Source organism: Pseudomonas sp. NPDC079086 (assembly GCF_044542155.1).
GTDB lineage: Bacteria > Pseudomonadota > Gammaproteobacteria > Pseudomonadales > Pseudomonadaceae > Aquipseudomonas.
The window spans coordinates 108,036-124,985 of record NZ_JBITTY010000002.1 but is presented as its reverse complement, the minus strand read 5'-3'; the positions used below and the strand labels follow the sequence as shown (position 1 = coordinate 124,985).

The 16,950-nt window shown below is 57.9% G+C and carries 15 protein-coding genes; 2 read left to right on the top strand and 13 right to left on the bottom strand.

Annotated features, from left to right (window positions below; translation table 11 throughout):
* Window positions 1-60 precede the first annotated feature (60 nt).
* The 8 genes from ACIGEK_RS10090 to ppsA form a co-directional block, all read right to left on the bottom strand.
* Window positions 61-1,026: an OmpA family protein gene (locus tag ACIGEK_RS10090; RefSeq protein ID WP_397493211.1), complete on the bottom strand. Its 966-nt coding sequence runs from the start codon at window positions 1,024-1,026 to the stop codon at window positions 61-63.
* A gap of 99 nt (window positions 1,027-1,125) precedes the next feature.
* The gene (gene sigX, locus ACIGEK_RS10085; protein ID WP_397493210.1) at window positions 1,126-1,725 is read right to left on the bottom strand and encodes an RNA polymerase sigma factor SigX; all 600 of its coding nucleotides are present in this window, start codon (window positions 1,723-1,725) and stop codon (window positions 1,126-1,128) included.
* Window positions 1,726-1,813: 88 nt separating this feature from the next.
* Complete coding sequence (locus ACIGEK_RS10080; RefSeq protein ID WP_397493209.1) at window positions 1,814-2,629, bottom strand: mechanosensitive ion channel domain-containing protein; 816 nt, start codon at window positions 2,627-2,629, stop codon at window positions 1,814-1,816.
* 2 nt (window positions 2,630-2,631) lie between these two features.
* Window positions 2,632-2,877, bottom strand: coding sequence for a CrfX protein (locus ACIGEK_RS10075; protein WP_397493208.1), 246 nt, complete (start codon window positions 2,875-2,877; stop codon window positions 2,632-2,634).
* 54 nt (window positions 2,878-2,931) lie between these two features.
* Window positions 2,932-3,927, bottom strand: a complete 996-nt coding sequence (locus ACIGEK_RS10070) for a zinc transporter ZntB (protein WP_397493207.1) — start codon at window positions 3,925-3,927, stop codon at window positions 2,932-2,934.
* 20 nt (window positions 3,928-3,947) lie between these two features.
* Complete coding sequence (rraA, locus tag ACIGEK_RS10065; RefSeq protein ID WP_397493206.1) at window positions 3,948-4,436, bottom strand: ribonuclease E activity regulator RraA; 489 nt, start codon at window positions 4,434-4,436, stop codon at window positions 3,948-3,950.
* Between the two features lie 379 nt (window positions 4,437-4,815).
* Window positions 4,816-5,823 (bottom strand): alpha/beta fold hydrolase, encoded by a 1,008-nt coding sequence (locus ACIGEK_RS10060; protein ID WP_397493205.1) that lies wholly within the window; start codon window positions 5,821-5,823, stop codon window positions 4,816-4,818.
* 141 nt (window positions 5,824-5,964) lie between these two features.
* Window positions 5,965-8,340: a phosphoenolpyruvate synthase gene (gene ppsA, locus ACIGEK_RS10055; RefSeq protein ID WP_397493204.1), complete on the bottom strand. Its 2,376-nt coding sequence runs from the start codon at window positions 8,338-8,340 to the stop codon at window positions 5,965-5,967.
* A gap of 177 nt (window positions 8,341-8,517) precedes the next feature.
* Between ppsA and ACIGEK_RS10050 the strand changes: the two genes are divergently transcribed.
* The gene (locus tag ACIGEK_RS10050; protein WP_397493203.1) at window positions 8,518-9,336 is read left to right on the top strand and encodes a pyruvate, water dikinase regulatory protein; all 819 of its coding nucleotides are present in this window, start codon (window positions 8,518-8,520) and stop codon (window positions 9,334-9,336) included.
* 67 nt (window positions 9,337-9,403) lie between these two features.
* Here ACIGEK_RS10050 and prpF read toward each other — a convergent pair whose 3' ends face one another.
* The 5 genes from prpF to ACIGEK_RS10025 all read right to left on the bottom strand — a co-directional run bounded on the left by prpF (window position 9,404) and on the right by ACIGEK_RS10025 (window position 16,110).
* The gene (gene prpF / locus ACIGEK_RS10045; RefSeq protein ID WP_397493201.1) at window positions 9,404-10,591 is read right to left on the bottom strand and encodes a 2-methylaconitate cis-trans isomerase PrpF; all 1,188 of its coding nucleotides are present in this window, start codon (window positions 10,589-10,591) and stop codon (window positions 9,404-9,406) included.
* A gap of 46 nt (window positions 10,592-10,637) precedes the next feature.
* Window positions 10,638-13,247, bottom strand: coding sequence for a Fe/S-dependent 2-methylisocitrate dehydratase AcnD (gene acnD / locus ACIGEK_RS10040; RefSeq protein WP_397493987.1), 2,610 nt, complete (start codon window positions 13,245-13,247; stop codon window positions 10,638-10,640).
* A gap of 11 nt (window positions 13,248-13,258) precedes the next feature.
* Window positions 13,259-14,422 (bottom strand): 2-methylcitrate synthase, encoded by a 1,164-nt coding sequence (gene prpC / locus ACIGEK_RS10035; protein ID WP_397493200.1) that lies wholly within the window; start codon window positions 14,420-14,422, stop codon window positions 13,259-13,261.
* Between the two features lie 69 nt (window positions 14,423-14,491).
* Window positions 14,492-15,376: a methylisocitrate lyase gene (prpB, locus tag ACIGEK_RS10030; protein WP_397493199.1), complete on the bottom strand. Its 885-nt coding sequence runs from the start codon at window positions 15,374-15,376 to the stop codon at window positions 14,492-14,494.
* Window positions 15,373-16,110: a GntR family transcriptional regulator gene (locus tag ACIGEK_RS10025; protein ID WP_397493198.1), complete on the bottom strand. Its 738-nt coding sequence runs from the start codon at window positions 16,108-16,110 to the stop codon at window positions 15,373-15,375. The genes prpB and ACIGEK_RS10025 overlap by 4 nt, the downstream gene beginning before the upstream one ends.
* A 302-nt stretch (window positions 16,111-16,412) precedes the next feature.
* Between ACIGEK_RS10025 and ACIGEK_RS10020 the strand changes: the two genes are divergently transcribed.
* Window positions 16,413-16,949, top strand: a complete 537-nt coding sequence (locus ACIGEK_RS10020; protein ID WP_397493197.1) for an ATP-dependent zinc protease — start codon at window positions 16,413-16,415, stop codon at window positions 16,947-16,949.
* Window position 16,950: the final 1 nt, after the last annotated feature.

The window sequence follows — 16,950 nt, the reverse complement described above, 5'->3', positions numbered from 1 at the left end:
GATGGCGGGCCAATAAAGAAAAACCCGGCCGAAGCCGGGTTTTCTATACAGCCAGATCGATTACTGCTTGATCTGAGCTTCTACTTCAGCTTCTACGCGACGGTTAACAGCGCGGCCAGCATCGGTAGCGTTGTCAGCAACCGGACGAGCTTCGCCGTAGCCAGCAGCATTAACGCGAGTAGCGTCTACGCCGTACTGGTTGACCAGCACGTCACGAACAGCGCTCGCACGACGCTCGGACAGTTTCTGGTTGTAGGCGTCACTGCCTTTGGAATCAGTATGACCTTCAACCACGGTAGTGGTCTGTGGGTACTGCTTCATGAAGTCAGCCAGGTTCTTGATGTCGCCGTAGCTTTCTTCTTTAACGCTGGCTTTGTCGAAGTCGAACTTAACGTCCAGCTCAACGCGAACCAGTTCCATCGGCTCTTCAGCAGCAACTGGCTCAGGAGTCGGTTCAACAGCAGCAACGGCAACCGGAGCCGGCTTGCTGCCGCCACCGAAGTTCATGCCGATACCGACGCTTGGCGCCCACTCGGTGTCGCCTTGGTCGATGTTGTACTGAGCTTCAACGCCAGCACGGGCATAGAAGTTGTCAGTGAAGTAATACTTGGCGCCGCCGCCGATGTTGGCGAAGGTAGAACCGTTACGACCATTGCGACCGGACTGACCGATGCTCTGATCCGAGAAACCTGCAGAAACGTAAGGACGCAGTGCGTCGCCAGCGTTGTTGAAGTGGTACAGAGCATCCAGAGCGGTGTTCGAGCCCTTAATGTTGCGGCCATCTTCGCCACGGGCGTTGTGCACTTCGTCGTAAGCCAGGCGCAGTTCAACGTCGTCAGTCAGGTAGTAGCCGATGCTACCGCCGAACAGATTGCCGTTGTTTTTGAAGTCACGGGCGCTATCGAACATTTCTTTCTTAGCGAACCCCTCCACTTCGACAGCGCCTTGACCCTGAGCCAGAACGCTGAGGGAGGATGTGGCCAACAGCGAGCCAATGACAACGCCTAAAGTGTTTTTCAATTTCATTACTAATGTTCCCTATCTTGGTGGTCAGTAAGTTGCCTGACAAACACAAGACAACTCAGCCGGCAATTCTATCAGAATTAACCGTTAACTAAGATGGCTTTATTCAAGATAAGTTTCAGAACTATCGGAAAATTTATCGCGCAGACGATCAAGTGCACGTTTATAGCGCATTTTCGTGGCGCTCAGGCCCATGTGCATAATGTCGGCAATCTCTTGAAACTCCAGCTCTGCGACAAAACGTAGCACCAGAATTTCCCGATCAATCGGATTGACGTGCACCAGCCATCGATCAAGACCCGCCTTATCTTCAGGCCTTGGCGCTTTTTCTTCGGACGCTTCTTCAAGCGGATCCAAACTTAAGGCGTCAATAAGACGACGTTTACGCCGCTCTTTGCGATATTGAGTAATACATTCGTTGTAAGTAATGCTGTACAGCCAGGTTTTAAACTTTGATTTGCCCTCAAAGTTTTTAAGGCCATATAAGACCTTAAGCATGACCTCCTGACAAACATCGTCAGCATCACGGTCGTTACCTAAATAACGCGCGCACACATTGAACAAAGTGCGCTGGTAACGACGCATCAACTCTTCATAGGCACGGGTTATGTGAAACAACTCGTCATGGGCACGCGCCACCAACTCTTCGTCCGAGAGTTCGCGGGGGTCGTAACGCAGAGATACAGAGTGGGCTTTATTCAAAACGAGTCGGGCCGACAGTCAGGACATAAGCCAGCGCAGCCTGCAAATCAGGCTGCGGATTGGCCGCATACAATAACAGGGATTGGCCTTAGCGGCTGCTTACCTGCTGCTCGAGCAAGGTACGGTTGGCCACTGAAACCAGTTCACCAGCTTCCGTCAGCAACGTGGTTTTAACCGTGCCGATTTCCTCGATCTGCCCTTCGACCGCACCAACCTGCACTTGTTGCCCAACCTCATACAACTCGCGCACATAAATGCCGGCCAGAATCTGGCTGGCAATTTCGCGACTGCCTAAGCCTAGCGCCAGGGCGACCGCCAGACCCACCGAGATCAGCACAATGGCAATCACGTTGTTGAGCAGGTCGGTTTTCACCTCAAGCTGACCGATCGCCACCGAGATACTGATGATGATCACCAAGCCCTGGGCAACGCGCCCCAGCCCGCTCGCATAGTCCAGTCCAACGCCTTCTGCAGCGCCGCGCACCAGGCCGCTGACCAATTGCGCCAGCAGCACGCCAGCGAGCAGCACCAAGGCCGCGCCGAAGACTTTCGGCAAGTACAAGGCCAGCACATCAAGCGTCGCGGAAACCCGCTCCAACCCAAGAGACTCGGCAGCCGTAACCAGGAAGATCAACAGTACGAACCAGTAAACGATCTTGCCGATCAGGGTCGATACCGGCACCTGAATGCCAGCACGACTCAGCAACTTGGTCAGGCCCGTACCGGCCATAAGGCGATCCAGGCCGATTTTGCCGAGCAATTTCGACAGCAGCGTGTCGAGGAACTTGGCCACCACAAACCCCAGCAGCACGACCACCATGGCGCCAAACAGGCGCGGGATAAAGGCGGCAATCGGGGTCCAAACGCTGGCCATCGCATCAACCAGAACTTGAGTAAATTCCATGCTCAGTCAGCCTTATTAACAGTTGAATCGGTGGGTTTACGACGCGAGACCGGCGCCACATGCGCCGAGCCGTTGTTCAGCGCCAGCATCAGCGCGCCTGCCCAATGCCCCATCAGTGCGAACAGATCACCAGCACCGACCTGGCGGTTGGCGGTTTTCAGCACGCGATGCAGGCAAGCGTCATCGTCGTGACTCGAGGTCGGCGACTTGAGCAAATCGCGCAGTGATTCTTCAAAAGGATCGTGCATGGCGCACCTCACAGGATGTGTCGGCTAGACGAGACGAGTACAGGGCAAGTCACATCAGATCCAGCGCAAGCGACGAAACAGCAGCCACTGCACCAGCGCCACAGCGGCCATCAGCGAACAGGCCAGGAGGAAACCATGCGGGCTTTCCGAGCCGGGAATGCCACCGACATTAATGCCGAGCAAGCCGGTGAGAAAGCTCATCGGCAGGAAAATCCCGGTGATGATGCCGAAGCGATACATGGTGTGATTCATCCGCTCATCCATGCGCCGATTTTCAGCCTCCAGCAGCAGGCTGACACGCTCACGGCTGAGTTCGAGCTCTTCCAGGTAACGGGTCAGGCGGTTGTTCAACTCATTCCAGTAACCACCATCACCCTCAACAAACCATGCCTGGGCACTGGCGGTCAGTTGAGCGTAGATATCACGTTGCGGTGCCAGGAAGCGCCGCAGGCTGGCAGCACGGCGACGGATCTGCAGCAGCGTGGAATGATCAGGAGCCTCACTGGCTTCAGCATCGGCGGACTCTTCCAGATCATCAATCTGCTCCGACAATTCACCTACCAACAACTCAACTTTATCCGTCAGGTAGTGCGCCATGCTGAGGATCAGCTCGGCCGAGGTTTTCGGCCCACGGCCGGCCAGCAGGTCTTCGATCAATGCCTCAGTGGCCCGCAGCGGTCGTAGGCGCAAAGAAATGGCACGCTGCGTATCGGCAAAGATGCGCACAGAGACCATATCTTCGGGCTCAGCACCCGGATTGAGGTTCAAACCACGCAAGAACAGCAGCAACTGCTGCTCGGGCAAGGCCAGCAGCCGCGGCCGCGTGTTCTCCTCAAGCAGCAGGTCACAGCAGAACTCACTCAAACCACTTTCTGCACGCAACCAGGCGTGCGTCTGCGGATGACCGCGATCCCAATGCAACCAGAGGCTTTCCTGCTCAGCCAGAACCAACCCAGGTAACTCATCCCGAGCAATGCTGCGAGCGCCGCCCAGGCCATTGAGGACAAAGGCATGTACCAAGCCCCACTGAGCGTTCTCACCTTCGTGCATGACGGTTTCCTGCAAGCGCCCTACTCCGGCATCTGCAGCGCAGATGGCGAGATGATCACGCCATTGTTGTCGGCATAGATAAACTCGCCCGGGCGGAAGGTCACGCCACCAAAGGTCACCGCAACATTGAGGTCACCAATACCACGCTTGTCGGTTTTCATCGGGTGGCTGGCCAGGGCCTGGATGCCCAGGTCGGTCTGCGCCAGCACATCGACATCACGCACGCAGCCATACACGACAATACCTTCCCAGCCATTCTTTGCGGCCTTCTCGGCGAGCATGTCGCCCAGCAGTGCGCGGCGCATGGAGGCACCACCATCAACCACCAGCACCTTGCCTTTACCTGGCTGATCAACCTGCTCCTTGACCAGCGAGTTGTCCTCGAAGCACTTGACGGTGACGATCTCGCCACCGAAGGAATCGCGACCACCAAAGTTGCTGAACATCGGCTCAACCACCTGGACCAGTTCCGGGTAGGCGTCGCACAGATCGGGCGTGATGTAGTGCATGGCAAAGCTCCTTGGATAGTGTGAGGGTGCTTACAGGTCGATCCCGACCCGATCCGCATCATAAACCACAGGCAAATACTCAAGACTGGCGCAGGGCGCATTCAACGCGCGGCCACTGGCCAGTTCAAACTCAATTCCGTGCTGCTGGAAACGCAACACACCAGCAGTGACGCTGTCCTTATCCAGTGCTAAAACTTGATGGTGGGCAGCGGTTGCCCAGTAACAAGGTACAACCTTCGACTACCAGCAACAGCAGACTACGCCCCTGCAGCTGAAAAACCTGCCGATAGCTACCATCCAGGTTGAGTAAGCGTTCAAGAGCAACAAACATCGCACCAGCGCCTTCGCAGCAAACTGAACCGCGATACTAGCCGCAAGCTTACTCAGCAGAAACGGCGTTATTACCTTCTAGGTCGCGGCTTTCCAGCTCAGCAGCCACCTGCGGGCTCTTGCGCAGCCATTGCTCGACCAAAGGCCAGACCTCGCGCTGCGCCTCTTTACTGACGAGCATTTCGACATGACCAAAGTCACCGCTAAAGCCATGCTTCTTGCCCAGGCAAAGAAACTCACTCAAGGGCGAGCCGAATTGCTTGAGCAGCTTTTCGCAGGCCCAGGCCGGGTCCTGATGATCACCTAGCGCAGCCACCGCCATAACCGGTACACGCACGTCGGCCAGACCAGCCCACCAATCACGATCAGCGTCGCCAAAACGGCCGAACAAGCCGTGCCAACGCAAGCTTTCGACCGCCAGACCAATCGGTTCATCCTCAGGGCCGCGCTTGAGCCGCGACCCTGAAATCACCGAGAAACGCTTAAGCAGCAAGCGGCTGCCCCACTCCAGCGGCGGCAACTTCAGCGGCCAGTAAACCCGACTGATCTGGCTGCCGAACAGTACGCCGGAGGCGACTTTACTTTCATTCAGATAATGCCCACCGAGCGCGCCAGCAAGAATGATCCCGCCGAGGGAATGCCCCAGCCAGTGAGCCTTCTGCGGATTCTGCTCATAAACAAAGTCTGCAATCGCTGGCAGGTCGTAACGCACGTAGTCAGTGACCGTATTACGCGTGTAGTCGCGATTACGCGGCGACAGACCATGGCCACGCATCTCGGCAATCCATACATCAAAACCGGCGCGTGCTAGGTAAGGACCCAAGCCAATGCATTTGGGCGAGTACCAGAAACGCCGGTTGGAAAAACTGCCAGGGATCAGAATCACCGGTACGCCACGGTCCTGCTCATGCCCGGCACGACCGAGACGTGTCAGAGCCAATTCGACACTGCTGTCCGGGCTGTTACCAGGCTTGAGACGATAGACATCCTCGCTCAAATCGCCCCGAAACTCCGCGCTGATCAAGGTAACGGGGAAAAGCTCACTGCTGCTTTGCATCTATCTTCGCTCTGGTACAACAAATTGCCGGGAGCAATTCTTTCACGTCGCAGGCGACGGCCCGGAGGGGAAGCACAGGTATGTGCTGGCACAAAAAAGGGCAGGATCAACCCGCCCTTGCACAGAGATTTGAAAGTGCTATTAGGCCGGAGCTTGGCCTTCAGCCAGGAAGAACCAGGTATCGAGTACCGAATCCGGGTTCAGCGACACGCTTTCAATGCCCTGCTCCATCAGCCAGCGCGCCAGATCCGGGTGATCCGAAGGACCCTGACCGCAAATACCAATGTACTTGCCGGCCTTGTTACAGGCCTGAATGGCGTTGCTCAGCAGCTTCTTAACCGCGGGATTACGCTCATCGAACAGATGCGCAACGATACCGGAGTCGCGATCCAGGCCCAGGGTCAGCTGAGTCAAGTCGTTGGAGCCGATGGAGAAACCGTCGAAAAACTCGAGGAACTCTTCAGCCAGAATCGCGTTGGACGGCAGCTCGCACATCATGATGACCTTCAGGCCATCCTGACCACGGGCCAGGCCGTTAGCGGCCAGCAAATCAACTACCTGACTGGCTTCACCCAGGGTGCGCACAAACGGCACCATGATCTCGACGTTGGTCAGCCCCATCTCGTTGCGCACTTTCTTCAGCGCGCGGCACTCCAGCTCGAAGCAGTCACGGAACGATTCGCTGATGTAACGCGAAGCGCCACGGAAACCGAGCATCGGGTTCTCTTCTTCCGGCTCGTAAAGTTTGCCGCCGATCAGGTTGGCGTATTCGTTGGACTTGAAGTCCGACAGACGCACGATGACCTTCTTCGGCCAGAACGCAGCGGCCAGGGTGCTAATGCCCTCAACCAGCTTCTCGACGTAGAAATTGACCGGATCGTCGTAACCGGCGATGCGCTTCTCGACGCTGTCTTTGATCTCCGGCGGCAAGCCGGCGAAGTTCAGCAGCGCTTTAGGGTGTACGCCAATCATGCGATTGATGATGAATTCCAGACGCGCCAGGCCAACACCTTCGTTCGGTAGCTGGGCGAAGTCGAACGCGCGATCGGGGTTGCCGACGTTCATCATGATCTTAAACGGCAGATCGGGCATCGCATCGACCGAGTTTTTGCGAATATCGAAGCCCAGCTCGCCTTCAAAGATAAAGCCGGTGTCGCCTTCGGCGCAGGAAACCGTCACACCCATGCCATCTTTCAGCACCTGGGTGGCGTTGCCGCAACCGACTACCGCTGGAATACCCAGCTCGCGGGCGATGATCGCGGCGTGACAGGTACGCCCGCCACGGTTGGTGACGATGGCGCTGGCGCGCTTCATCACGGGTTCCCAGTCTGGATCGGTCATGTCAGAGACCAGCACATCGCCGGGCTGGACTTTGTCCATCTCGGACACGTCATGGATGACCCGCACGCGGCCTGCGCCGATCTTCTGACCGATAGCGCGACCTTCCACCAGCACAGTGCCGGTTTCCTTGAGCAGGTAGCGCTCCATTACATTGACGTTGGTGCGGCTTTTCACCGTTTCAGGGCGCGCCTGAACGATATACAGCTTGCCGTCGTCGCCATCTTTGGCCCACTCGATGTCCATCGGGCGACCGTAGTGCTTCTCGATGATCATCGCCTGTTTGGCCAGTTCGCTGACCTCAGCATCCGACAGGCAGAAGCGCGCACGTTCGGCGCGATCCACATCGACCACCTTGACCGATTTACCGGCCTTGGCTTCGTCGCCGTAGATCATCTTGATCGCCTTGCTGCCCAAGTTGCGGCGCAGGATGGCCGGGCGACCGGCTTCCAGCGTTTGCTTGTGCACGTAGAACTCATCCGGGTTCACTGCGCCCTGCACCACGGTTTCACCGAGGCCGTAAGCGCCAGTGATAAACACCACATCACGGAAGCCCGATTCGGTATCGAGGGTGAACATCACGCCGGCGGTGCCGGTTTCCGAACGCACCATGCGCTGTACGCCTGCAGACAGGGCGACCAGTTTGTGGTCGAAGCCCTGGTGCACGCGGTAGGCAATAGCGCGGTCGTTGAACAGTGAGGCGAAGACCTCTTTGGCCGCGCGAATCACGTTGTCCACGCCGCGAATGTTCAGGAAGGTTTCCTGCTGGCCGGCAAACGAAGCATCAGGCAGGTCTTCGGCGGTCGCGGAGGAACGTACGGCAACAGCCATATTGTCGTTACCACCGGCCATTTCGGCGAAAGCGGTACGGATCTGCGCGTTCAGCTCTTCGGGGAAGGACGCATCCATCACCCACTGACGGATCTGCGCGCCGGTCTTGGCCAGGGCGTTGACGTCATCGACATCAAGGGCATCAAGCGCGGTATGGATCTGCTCGTTCAGGCCACTCAGCTCGAGAAAGTCCCGGTAGGCCTGGGCCGTAGTGGCGAAACCGCCAGGCACCGAAACTCCGGCACCGGCAAGGTTGCTGATCATCTCGCCCAGGGAGGCGTTCTTGCCCCCTACGTGCTCAACATCGTGATTGCCGAGCTTATCGAGGGAAACTACGTACTCTACCAAGGTGATCTCTCCACTAACGGTGTTGGAAAAACTCAGGAGCTGGATGGTTCGGCGGTACTTGCCCGCACGATTGTGGCCTGGCCCTGGAAAATAAGTAACAATGCCAGCCAGTTCGGCCCTGCAAAGGCGGGCCTATGATAGCCAAGAATTCTTCCTAGCTTAAGGCCCATGGTGCAAATGAAACGAACCGCTTTTTTCATCTCCGACGGCACCGGCATCACTGCCGAAACCCTGGGTCAAAGCCTGCTGGCGCAGTTCGAAACCATCGACTTCACCAAACTCACGCGGCCTTATATCGACAGCGTGGAAAAAGCCCGCGCAATGGTACAACAAATCAACAGTGCGTCCGAGAAGGACGGTGCCCGCCCAATCATTTTTGACACCATCGTCAATCAGGATATCCGCGACGTCTTGGCCGAGTCCGACGGTTATATGATCGATATCTTCTCGACCTTCCTCGCCCCACTGGAGCAGGAATTAACCTCGCACTCTTCCTACTCGGTCGGCAAATCCCACTCCATCGGCCACAACTCCAACTACATGGAGCGTATCGAGGCGGTGAACTTCGCCCTCGATAACGACGACGGTGCACGCACCCACTACTACGACAAGGCCGACCTGATCCTTGTCGGCGTCTCGCGCTGCGGTAAAACCCCGACTTGCCTGTATATGGCAATGCAATACGGCATTCGTGCCGCAAATTATCCACTGACCGAAGATGACATGGAGCGACTGCAGCTCTCTCCGGCCTTGAAAAAGTACAAAGATAAGTTATTCGGCCTGACCATCGACCCGGATCGACTCACCGCCATTCGCAACGAGCGCAAGCCTAACAGCCGCTACGCCAGTTATGCCCAATGTGAATTTGAGGTGCGCGAGGTGGAAAACCTGTTCCGCCGCGAAAACATCAATTTCATCAATTCCACGCACTTCTCAGTAGAAGAGATATCCGCCAAGATTCTGGTGGAAAAAGGTGTTGAACGCCGCTTTAAGTAAGGCTCACAACCACTTGATACAAGAGGAAAAGGCTCGATAACTTCAAGCCTTTTCTTACTTTATCGAGTCAGATCAAGTCACCAGGAACACGCACCCAGCCTTCCATCAGAATCCGCGCGCTACGCGACATAATCGCCTTGGTAACCGTCCACTGGCCATCGACCAGCCCAGCCTGGGCGCCGACGCGCAAGGTGCCTGATGGATGGCCAAAACGCACTGCTTCGCGCGCACTGCCACCGGCAGCCAGATTGACCAGAGTTCCAGGAATCGCCGCTGCCGTGCCGATGGCAACGGCACAAGTGCCCATCATGGCGTGGTGCAGCTTGCCCATGGACAGCGCGCGCACCAGCAGATCGACTTCATCCGCCTGCACCGTCTTGCCGCTGGACGAGACGTAGTCCTTGGGCTTGGCCACAAAGGCGATTTTCGGCGTGTGCTGCCGGGTAGCCGCCTCATCCGCCGTTTTAATCAGCCCCATGCGCAAGGCGCCGGCCACACGAATCTTCTCGAACCGCGCCAGCTGCTCAGGGTCGCCGTTGATCTGCTCGCGCAGCTCGGTACCGCTATAACCGATGTCTTCGGCATTAACGAACACCGTCGGAATACCAGCAGTGATCATGGTCGCCTTGAAAGTACCGACACCCGGCACTTCCAAATCATCAACCAGATTACCGGTGGGAAACATCGAACCACCCTCCTCGCCGTCATCGGACGGATCGAGAAACTCCAGCACGATCTCGGCGGCTGGAAAGGTCACCCCATCGAGTTCGAAGTCGCCAGTTTCCTGCACCTGACCATTGCTAACGGGCACATGGGCGATGATGGTTTTCTGGATATTCGCCTGCCAGATACGCACCACGCACACGCCGTTTTCCGGAATGCGCGCAGGGTCGAGCAAACCTGCATGAATAGCAAAAGCCCCAGCACCGGTAGATAGGTTGCCGCAGTTACCGCTCCAATCGACGAAAGCCTTGTCGATCGACACCTGGCCATAGAGGTAGTCGACATCGTGATCCGGCTGGCTGCTTTTCGACAGAATCACGCATTTGGAAGTCGAGGATGTGGCGCCGCCCATGCCATCGATCTGCGCGGCATAAGGGTCGGGGCTGCCGATTACCCGCATAAATAGCTTGTCGCGCGCCGCGCCCGGCACCTGGCAGCTTGGCGGCAGGTCCTGCAGGCGGAAGAACACGCCCTTGCTGGTGCCGCCACGCATATAGGTGGCGGCAATCTTGATCTGGGCTGGATAAGCCATAACGCGCTCCTGAAAAAGACCGGGGCGTTATCGCCCCGGTGGTGGATCAGCCCTGGGTCGACTCGAGGAAGTCCTGGGCAAAGCGCTGCAATACGCCGCCCGCGTTGTAGACGTTGACTTCGGCAGCGGTATCCAGACGGCAGATCACCGGCACTTTGACCATGTCGCCGTTGCGACGATTGACCACCAAGGTCAGCTCGCAGCGCGGCGACAAATCACCCTGGATATCATAGGTTTCAGTGCCGTCGAGGCCGAGGGTCAGGCGGGTCGTGTCCGGCTTGAACTCGACCGGCAGCACGCCCATGCCCACCAGGTTGGTCCGGTGGATGCGCTCGAAGCCTTCAGCAACGATCACTTCCACACCCGCCAAGCGCACGCCCTTGGCCGCCCAGTCCCGCGAGCTGCCCTGACCGTAGTCAGCACCAGCAACGATTATCAGGTTCTGCTTACGGTTCATGTAGGTTTCGATCGCTTCCCACATGCGCATAACCTTGCCTTCCGGCTCGACGCGCGCCAGCGAACCTTTTTTCACTACGCCATCAACCACGGCCATTTCATTGACCAGTTCTTTGTTGGCGAACGTAGCGCGCTGCGCAGTCAGGTGGTCGCCGCGGTGGGTGGCGTAGGAGTTAAAGTCCTCCTCCGGCAGGCCCATCTTGTGCAGGTACTCACCGGCGGCCGAGTTCATCTGAATCGCGTTGGACGGCGACAGATGGTCGGTGGTGATGTTGTCCGGCAGGATGGCCAGCGGCAGCATGCCCTTGAGCGTGCGCTCACCGGCCAGGGCGCCTTCCCAGTAAGGCGGACGACGGATGTAGGTAGACATCGGGCGCCAGTCGTAAAGCGGGCTTTCCGCTTCCTCGATAGTGCCCAGATCGAACATCGGGATGTATATCTGCTTGAACTGCTCCGGCTTCACCGAGGCAGCAACGATAGCGTCAATTTCCTCGTCGCTCGGCCACAGGTCCTTCAGGGTGATCGGGTTGCCCGCTTTATCGGTACCCAGCACGTCCTGCTCGATGTCAAAACGCACGGTGCCGGCGATGGCGTAGGCCACGACCAGAGGCGGAGAAGCGAGGAAGGCTTGCTTGGCGTAGGGATGGATACGACCGTCAAAGTTGCGATTACCGGACAATACGGCAGTGGCGTACAGGTCGCGGTCGATGATTTCCTGCTGGATTACCGGGTCCAGAGCGCCGGACATGCCATTACAGGTGGTGCAGGCATAGCCGACGATGCCGAAGCCGAGCTTTTCCAGTTCGTTCAGCAGACCGGCGTCTTCCAGGTACAGCTTGGCGACCTTGGAGCCCGGGGCGAAGGACGTCTTGACCCACGGTTTGCGCAGCAGACCCAGTTGATTGGCCTTCTTCGCCAACAGACCGGCAGCCACCACGTTGCGTGGGTTGGACGTATTGGTGCAGCTGGTGATGGCGGCGATGATCACGGCGCCGTCAGGCATCAGACCTTCGCTTTCTTCAACTTTTCCAGCCGCCAGCTTGGCTTCATCGGCAATCCCACGCTCGTGCAGTGCCGAGGTCGGCAAGCGGCGATGCGGGTTGCTCGGGCCCGCCATGTTGCGCACAACGGTGGACAGATCGAAACTCAGCACCCGCTCGTACTCGGCGCTGACCAGGGCATCGGCCCACAGACCGGTGGTCTTGGCGTAGTTCTCGACCAGCTCAATCTGCTCGGGTTCGCGACCGGTGAGCTTGAGGTAGTCGATGGTTTGCTGGTCGATGTAGAACATCGAAGCGGTGGCGCCGTATTCCGGGCACATGTTGGAAATGGTCGCACGGTCGCCGATGGTCAGGCTATCCGCACCCGCGCCGAAGAACTCGACCCAAGCACCGACCACGCGCTCCTTGCGCAAGAACTCGGTAATGGCCAGGACGATGTCGGTGGCGGTAATGCCAGGCTGGCGCTTACCCGTAAGCTCGACACCGACAATGTCTGGCAGGCGCATCATCGACGGCAGGCCGAGCATCACGGTTTCAGCTTCCAGACCACCGACGCCGATGGCGATTACGCCCAGGGCATCGACGTGCGGGGTGTGCGAGTCGGTACCCACGCAGGTATCCGGGAAGGCCACGCCGCCACGGGCCTGGATCACCGGGCTCATTTTCTCCAGGTTGATCTGGTGCATGATGCCGTTGCCGGCCGGGATCACGTCGACGTTCTTGAACGCGGTCTTGGTCCACTCGATAAAGTGGAAGCGGTCCTCGTTACGACGGTCTTCGATGGCGCGGTTCTTGGCGAAGGCATCCGGGTCAAAGCCCGCAGCCTCCACTGCCAGGGAGTGGTCGACGATAAGCTGGGTCGGCACTACCGGGTTGACCTTGGACGGATCACCACCCTTCTCGGCGATGGCATCACGCAAGCCGGCCAGATCGACCAGGGCGGTCTGACCGAGGATGTCGTGGCAGACCACGCGCGCCGGATACCAGGGAAAATCGAGGTCCTGCTTGCGCTCGATCAGCTGCTTGAGCGAATCGGTAAGCGCGACCGGCTCACAGCGGCGCACCAGCTGCTCAGCCAGCACGCGGGAGGTATAGGGCAGCTTGGCGTAGGCACCCGGCGCGATGGCATCGACTGCCTCACGGGTGTCGAAGTAGTCCAGCGCGCTGCCGGGCAGTGACTTACGGTACTGGCTATTCATGCTGTTCATGGTCATGGACGATCCTTGAGCGGCACAAATTTCAGGTCTTCAGGGCCTGTGTAGTTCGCGCTCGGGCGGATGATCTTTCCGTCGATGCGCTGCTCGATGACATGACTGGACCAGCCGGATGTGCGAGCAATGACGAACAACGGAGTGAACATGGCGGTCGGCACCCCCATCACGTGGTAGCTGACGGCGCTGAACCAATCGAGGTTGGGGAACATCTTCTTGATTTCCCACATGGTTGATTCCAGGCGCTCGGCAATGTCGTACATTTTCATATTGCCCTGCTCCGCCGACAGCTCGCGGGCCACGTCCTTGATCACCTTGTTGCGCGGATCACTCACGGTGTAGACCGGATGACCAAAGCCAATCACCACTTCCTTCTTTTCTACACGAGCACGGATATCGGCTTCGGCCTCATCAGGGCTGTCATAGCGCTTTTGAATTTCAAACGCCACTTCGTTAGCCCCGCCATGCTTGGGCCCGCGCAACGCGCCAATGCCGCCAGCGATACAGGAATACATATCCGAGCCGGTACCGGCGATCACCCGCGAGGTGAAGGTGGAGGCATTGAATTCATGCTCGGCATACAGATTGAGCGAGGTGTGCATGGCGCGCACCCAAGACTCACGTGGCGTCTTACCGTGCAGCAGGTGGAGGAAGTGCCCACCGATGGAGTCATCGTCGGTTTCCACCTCGATGCGCTTGCCGTTATGACTGAAGTGATACCAGTACAACAACGCCGAACCCAGCGAGGCCATTAGCTTGTCAGCGATATCGCGGGCGCCAGGATGGTTGTGATCGTCCTTCTCCGGCGACACACAACCGAGCACCGACACCGCGGTGCGCATCACGTCCATCGGGTGCGCCGACGGCGGCAGTTGTTCGAGCGAGACCTTGAGCGCTGCCGGAATACCACGTAGCGCTTTAAGCTTAACCTTGTAGGCAGCCAGCTCGGCAACATTGGGCAGCTTGCCATGCACCAGCAGGTGGGCGATTTCTTCGAAATCGCAGCGGTTGGCAAAATCGAGCACGTCATAACCGCGGTAGTGCAGGTCGTTGCCAGTACGGCCGACCGTGCACAACGCGGTGTTGCCGGCGGCAGTGCCGCTCAGGGCCACGGATTTTTTCGGCTTGAAGCCTGGGGTGGTGGTTTCTGGGGTCGCACTCATCGCTTATCTCTCCTCATCCGATCCGGTCGGTTGTTCTTTTTAAGCAGGTGGCTACTGCCTGCGCTCCGCTTATTTTTTGGCGGCAAACAGCGCGTCGAGGCTCTGCTCGAAGGCGTGGTAATTGATGCGCTCATACAGCTCCATGCGGGTTTGCATGGTGTCGACCACATTCTTCTGTGTGCCGTCGCGGCGCACGGCCATATAGACGTTCTCGGCCGCCTTATTCATAGCGCGGAAGGCCGACAGCGGGTACAACACCAGGCCGACATCCACCGAGGCCAGCTCTTCGGTTGTATACAGCGGCGTGGCACCGAATTCGGTGATATTGGCCAGTATTGGCGCTTTCACCCGATCGGCGAAGGTCTTGTACATCGCCAGCTCGGTGATGGCTTCCGGGAAGATCATGTCAGCGCCGGCCTCAACACAGGCTGCAGCGCGGTCCAGAGCCGAGTTCAGCCCCTCAACGGCCAGGGCATCGGTACGCGCCATGATCACAAAGCTGTCATCGGTGCGCGCATCGACGGCCGCTTTGATGCGGTCGACCATCTCCTGCTGGGTCACGATTTCTTTATTAGGGCGATGGCCGCAGCGCTTGGCGCCAACCTGATCTTCGATATGAATCGCCGCCGCGCCGAACTTGATCATCGACTTGACCGTACGGGCGACGTTGAATGCCGAAGCCCCGAAACCGGTGTCGACATCCACCAGCAACGGCAGGTCGCACACGTCGGTGATGCGGCGAACATCAGTGAGAACATCATCCAAGCCGGTGATGCCCAGATCAGGCAAGCCGAGCGAACCCGCCGCTACACCGCCACCAGACAGGTAGATCGCCTTGAAACCAGCGCGCTTGGCCAGCAATGCATGGTTGGCGTTGATCGCACCAATGACTTGCAGCGGGTGCTCTTCGGCCACCGCATCACGGAAACGCTGGCCTGGACTCTTCAAGCTCATGACTCACCTCGGGTTTTGGCTGTCTTGGGATGTGCGCCCTGCCCCATGCTTATGGCGTAGTGGCGCTCGATATTGCGTTTGGAGGCACCGATATGACGGCGCATCAACAGCTCGGCCAGCTCACCGTCACGGTCGGCAATGGCATCGAGAATGCGGTGGTGTTCAGCGAACGCCTGGTGCGGACGGTTCGGCGTGGCGGAGAACTGCAGGCGATACATGCGCACCAGCTGATACAGCTCGCCGCAGAGCATCTGGGTCAAGGTCTTGTTGCCGCTGCCCTGGATGATCCGGTAATGAAAGTCGAAATCACCTTCCTGCTGGTAGTAGCCGACACCGGCCTTGAAGGCGGCGTCCTGCTCATGCAAATCGAGCACCGCACGCAGCTCATCAATTTCCGCCTGGGTCATGCGTTCGGCAGCTAGGCGGCAAGCCATACCTTCCAGGGACTCACGAATCTCATAGAGTTCGATCAATTCGGCATGACTGAGCGACACCACCCGCGCGCCGATATGTGGCACGCGTACCAGCAAGCGCTGGCCTTCCAGGCGGTGAATCGCCTCACGCAGCGGGCCACGGCTGATGCCGTAGGTGCGCGCCAGTTCAGGCTCTGAAATCTTGCTACCGGGGGCGATTTCACCCTTGACGATAGCCGCCTGAATGCGCCGAAAAACCTGTTCGGAAAGGGTTTCAGAGTCTTCCTGAGCGGACTCGAGCGGCTCAATTACATCAAGCATATTGTCAACACTAAACAAAAATGATGCCTGAAAATTACGCCTAGAGCAGGTTAGTGTCAAACAAACACAGCAAATTGTTGACAGTGCGCAAACCTACTTTAGTCACCTGCAGCCGCGACCTTACTTGCATAAACGCCTATAAGCGCCTGTCCTGACTGAAAAAGCCCATGGTAGAATGCCGCCCGCTTCACGCTTGCAGAGGAATTTCTGACTGCCTGCTAGACTCCAAGCCCAGGTGCACCAACTGCGACACGCGCTAACGGCTTTTGCTCGACCCATCATCAACACCATACCCAGGACTTATGACACTAAAGCCCTCCATCCTTTTGCTATGCCTGCTACTTGCTCCCGGCCTGAGTTTCGCCGCGGAGAAGACAGTCTATGGGCTTAATGAATACGTCCGACTATTCGACCTCGACCTGAAACTTGCCGCCAAGCTCGACACCGGCGCCAAAACCGCTTCACTCAGCGCTCGCGACATCAAACGATTCAAGCGCGACGGTGATACCTGGGTGCGTTTCTACCTGGCCATCGACGAAGCACACAGCAGCCCGATCGAACGCCCACTGGCACGCATCAGCAAGATCAAACGGCGCGCGGGCGACTATGATCCAGAGGAAGAAAAAACCTATACAGCACGCCCGGTAATCGAAATGGATATCTGCATGGGCAGCGCCCTACGCACAATTGAAGTGAACTTGACCGACCGCAGTGCTTTCCAATACCCGTTGTTGATAGGCTCCGAAGCACTCAAACGCTTTTCGGCGCTGGTCGATCCGAGTCTTAAATACGCAGCAGGCAAACCTGCTTGTGCCCCTGTCGCAAACCTTGGCGAGTAAC

Bases quoted from the DNA above. Each gene is read 5' to 3' on its own strand.
- prpC (WP_397493200.1), bottom strand. From the start codon at position 14,422: ATGAGTGCGACCCCAGAAACCACCACCCCAGGCTTCAAGCCGAAAAAA.
- ACIGEK_RS10050 (WP_397493203.1), top strand. From the start codon at position 8,518: ATGAAACGAACCGCTTTTTTCATCTCCGACGGCACCGGCATCACTGCC.
- ACIGEK_RS10060 (WP_397493205.1), bottom strand. From the start codon at position 5,823: ATGCAAAGCAGCAGTGAGCTTTTCCCCGTTACCTTGATCAGCGCGGAG.
- ACIGEK_RS10080 (WP_397493209.1), bottom strand. From the start codon at position 2,629: ATGGAATTTACTCAAGTTCTGGTTGATGCGATGGCCAGCGTTTGGACC.
- ACIGEK_RS10020 (WP_397493197.1), top strand. From the start codon at position 16,413: ATGACACTAAAGCCCTCCATCCTTTTGCTATGCCTGCTACTTGCTCCC.
- prpF (WP_397493201.1), bottom strand. From the start codon at position 10,591: ATGGCTTATCCAGCCCAGATCAAGATTGCCGCCACCTATATGCGTGGC.
- prpB (WP_397493199.1), bottom strand. From the start codon at position 15,376: ATGAGCTTGAAGAGTCCAGGCCAGCGTTTCCGTGATGCGGTGGCCGAA.
- ACIGEK_RS10075 (WP_397493208.1), bottom strand. From the start codon at position 2,877: ATGCACGATCCTTTTGAAGAATCACTGCGCGATTTGCTCAAGTCGCCG.
- acnD (WP_397493987.1), bottom strand. From the start codon at position 13,247: ATGAATAGCCAGTACCGTAAGTCACTGCCCGGCAGCGCGCTGGACTAC.
- rraA (WP_397493206.1), bottom strand. From the start codon at position 4,436: ATGCACTACATCACGCCCGATCTGTGCGACGCCTACCCGGAACTGGTC.
- ACIGEK_RS10090 (WP_397493211.1), bottom strand. From the start codon at position 1,026: ATGAAATTGAAAAACACTTTAGGCGTTGTCATTGGCTCGCTGTTGGCC.
- ACIGEK_RS10025 (WP_397493198.1), bottom strand. From the start codon at position 16,110: ATGCTTGATGTAATTGAGCCGCTCGAGTCCGCTCAGGAAGACTCTGAA.
- ACIGEK_RS10070 (WP_397493207.1), bottom strand. From the start codon at position 3,927: ATGCACGAAGGTGAGAACGCTCAGTGGGGCTTGGTACATGCCTTTGTC.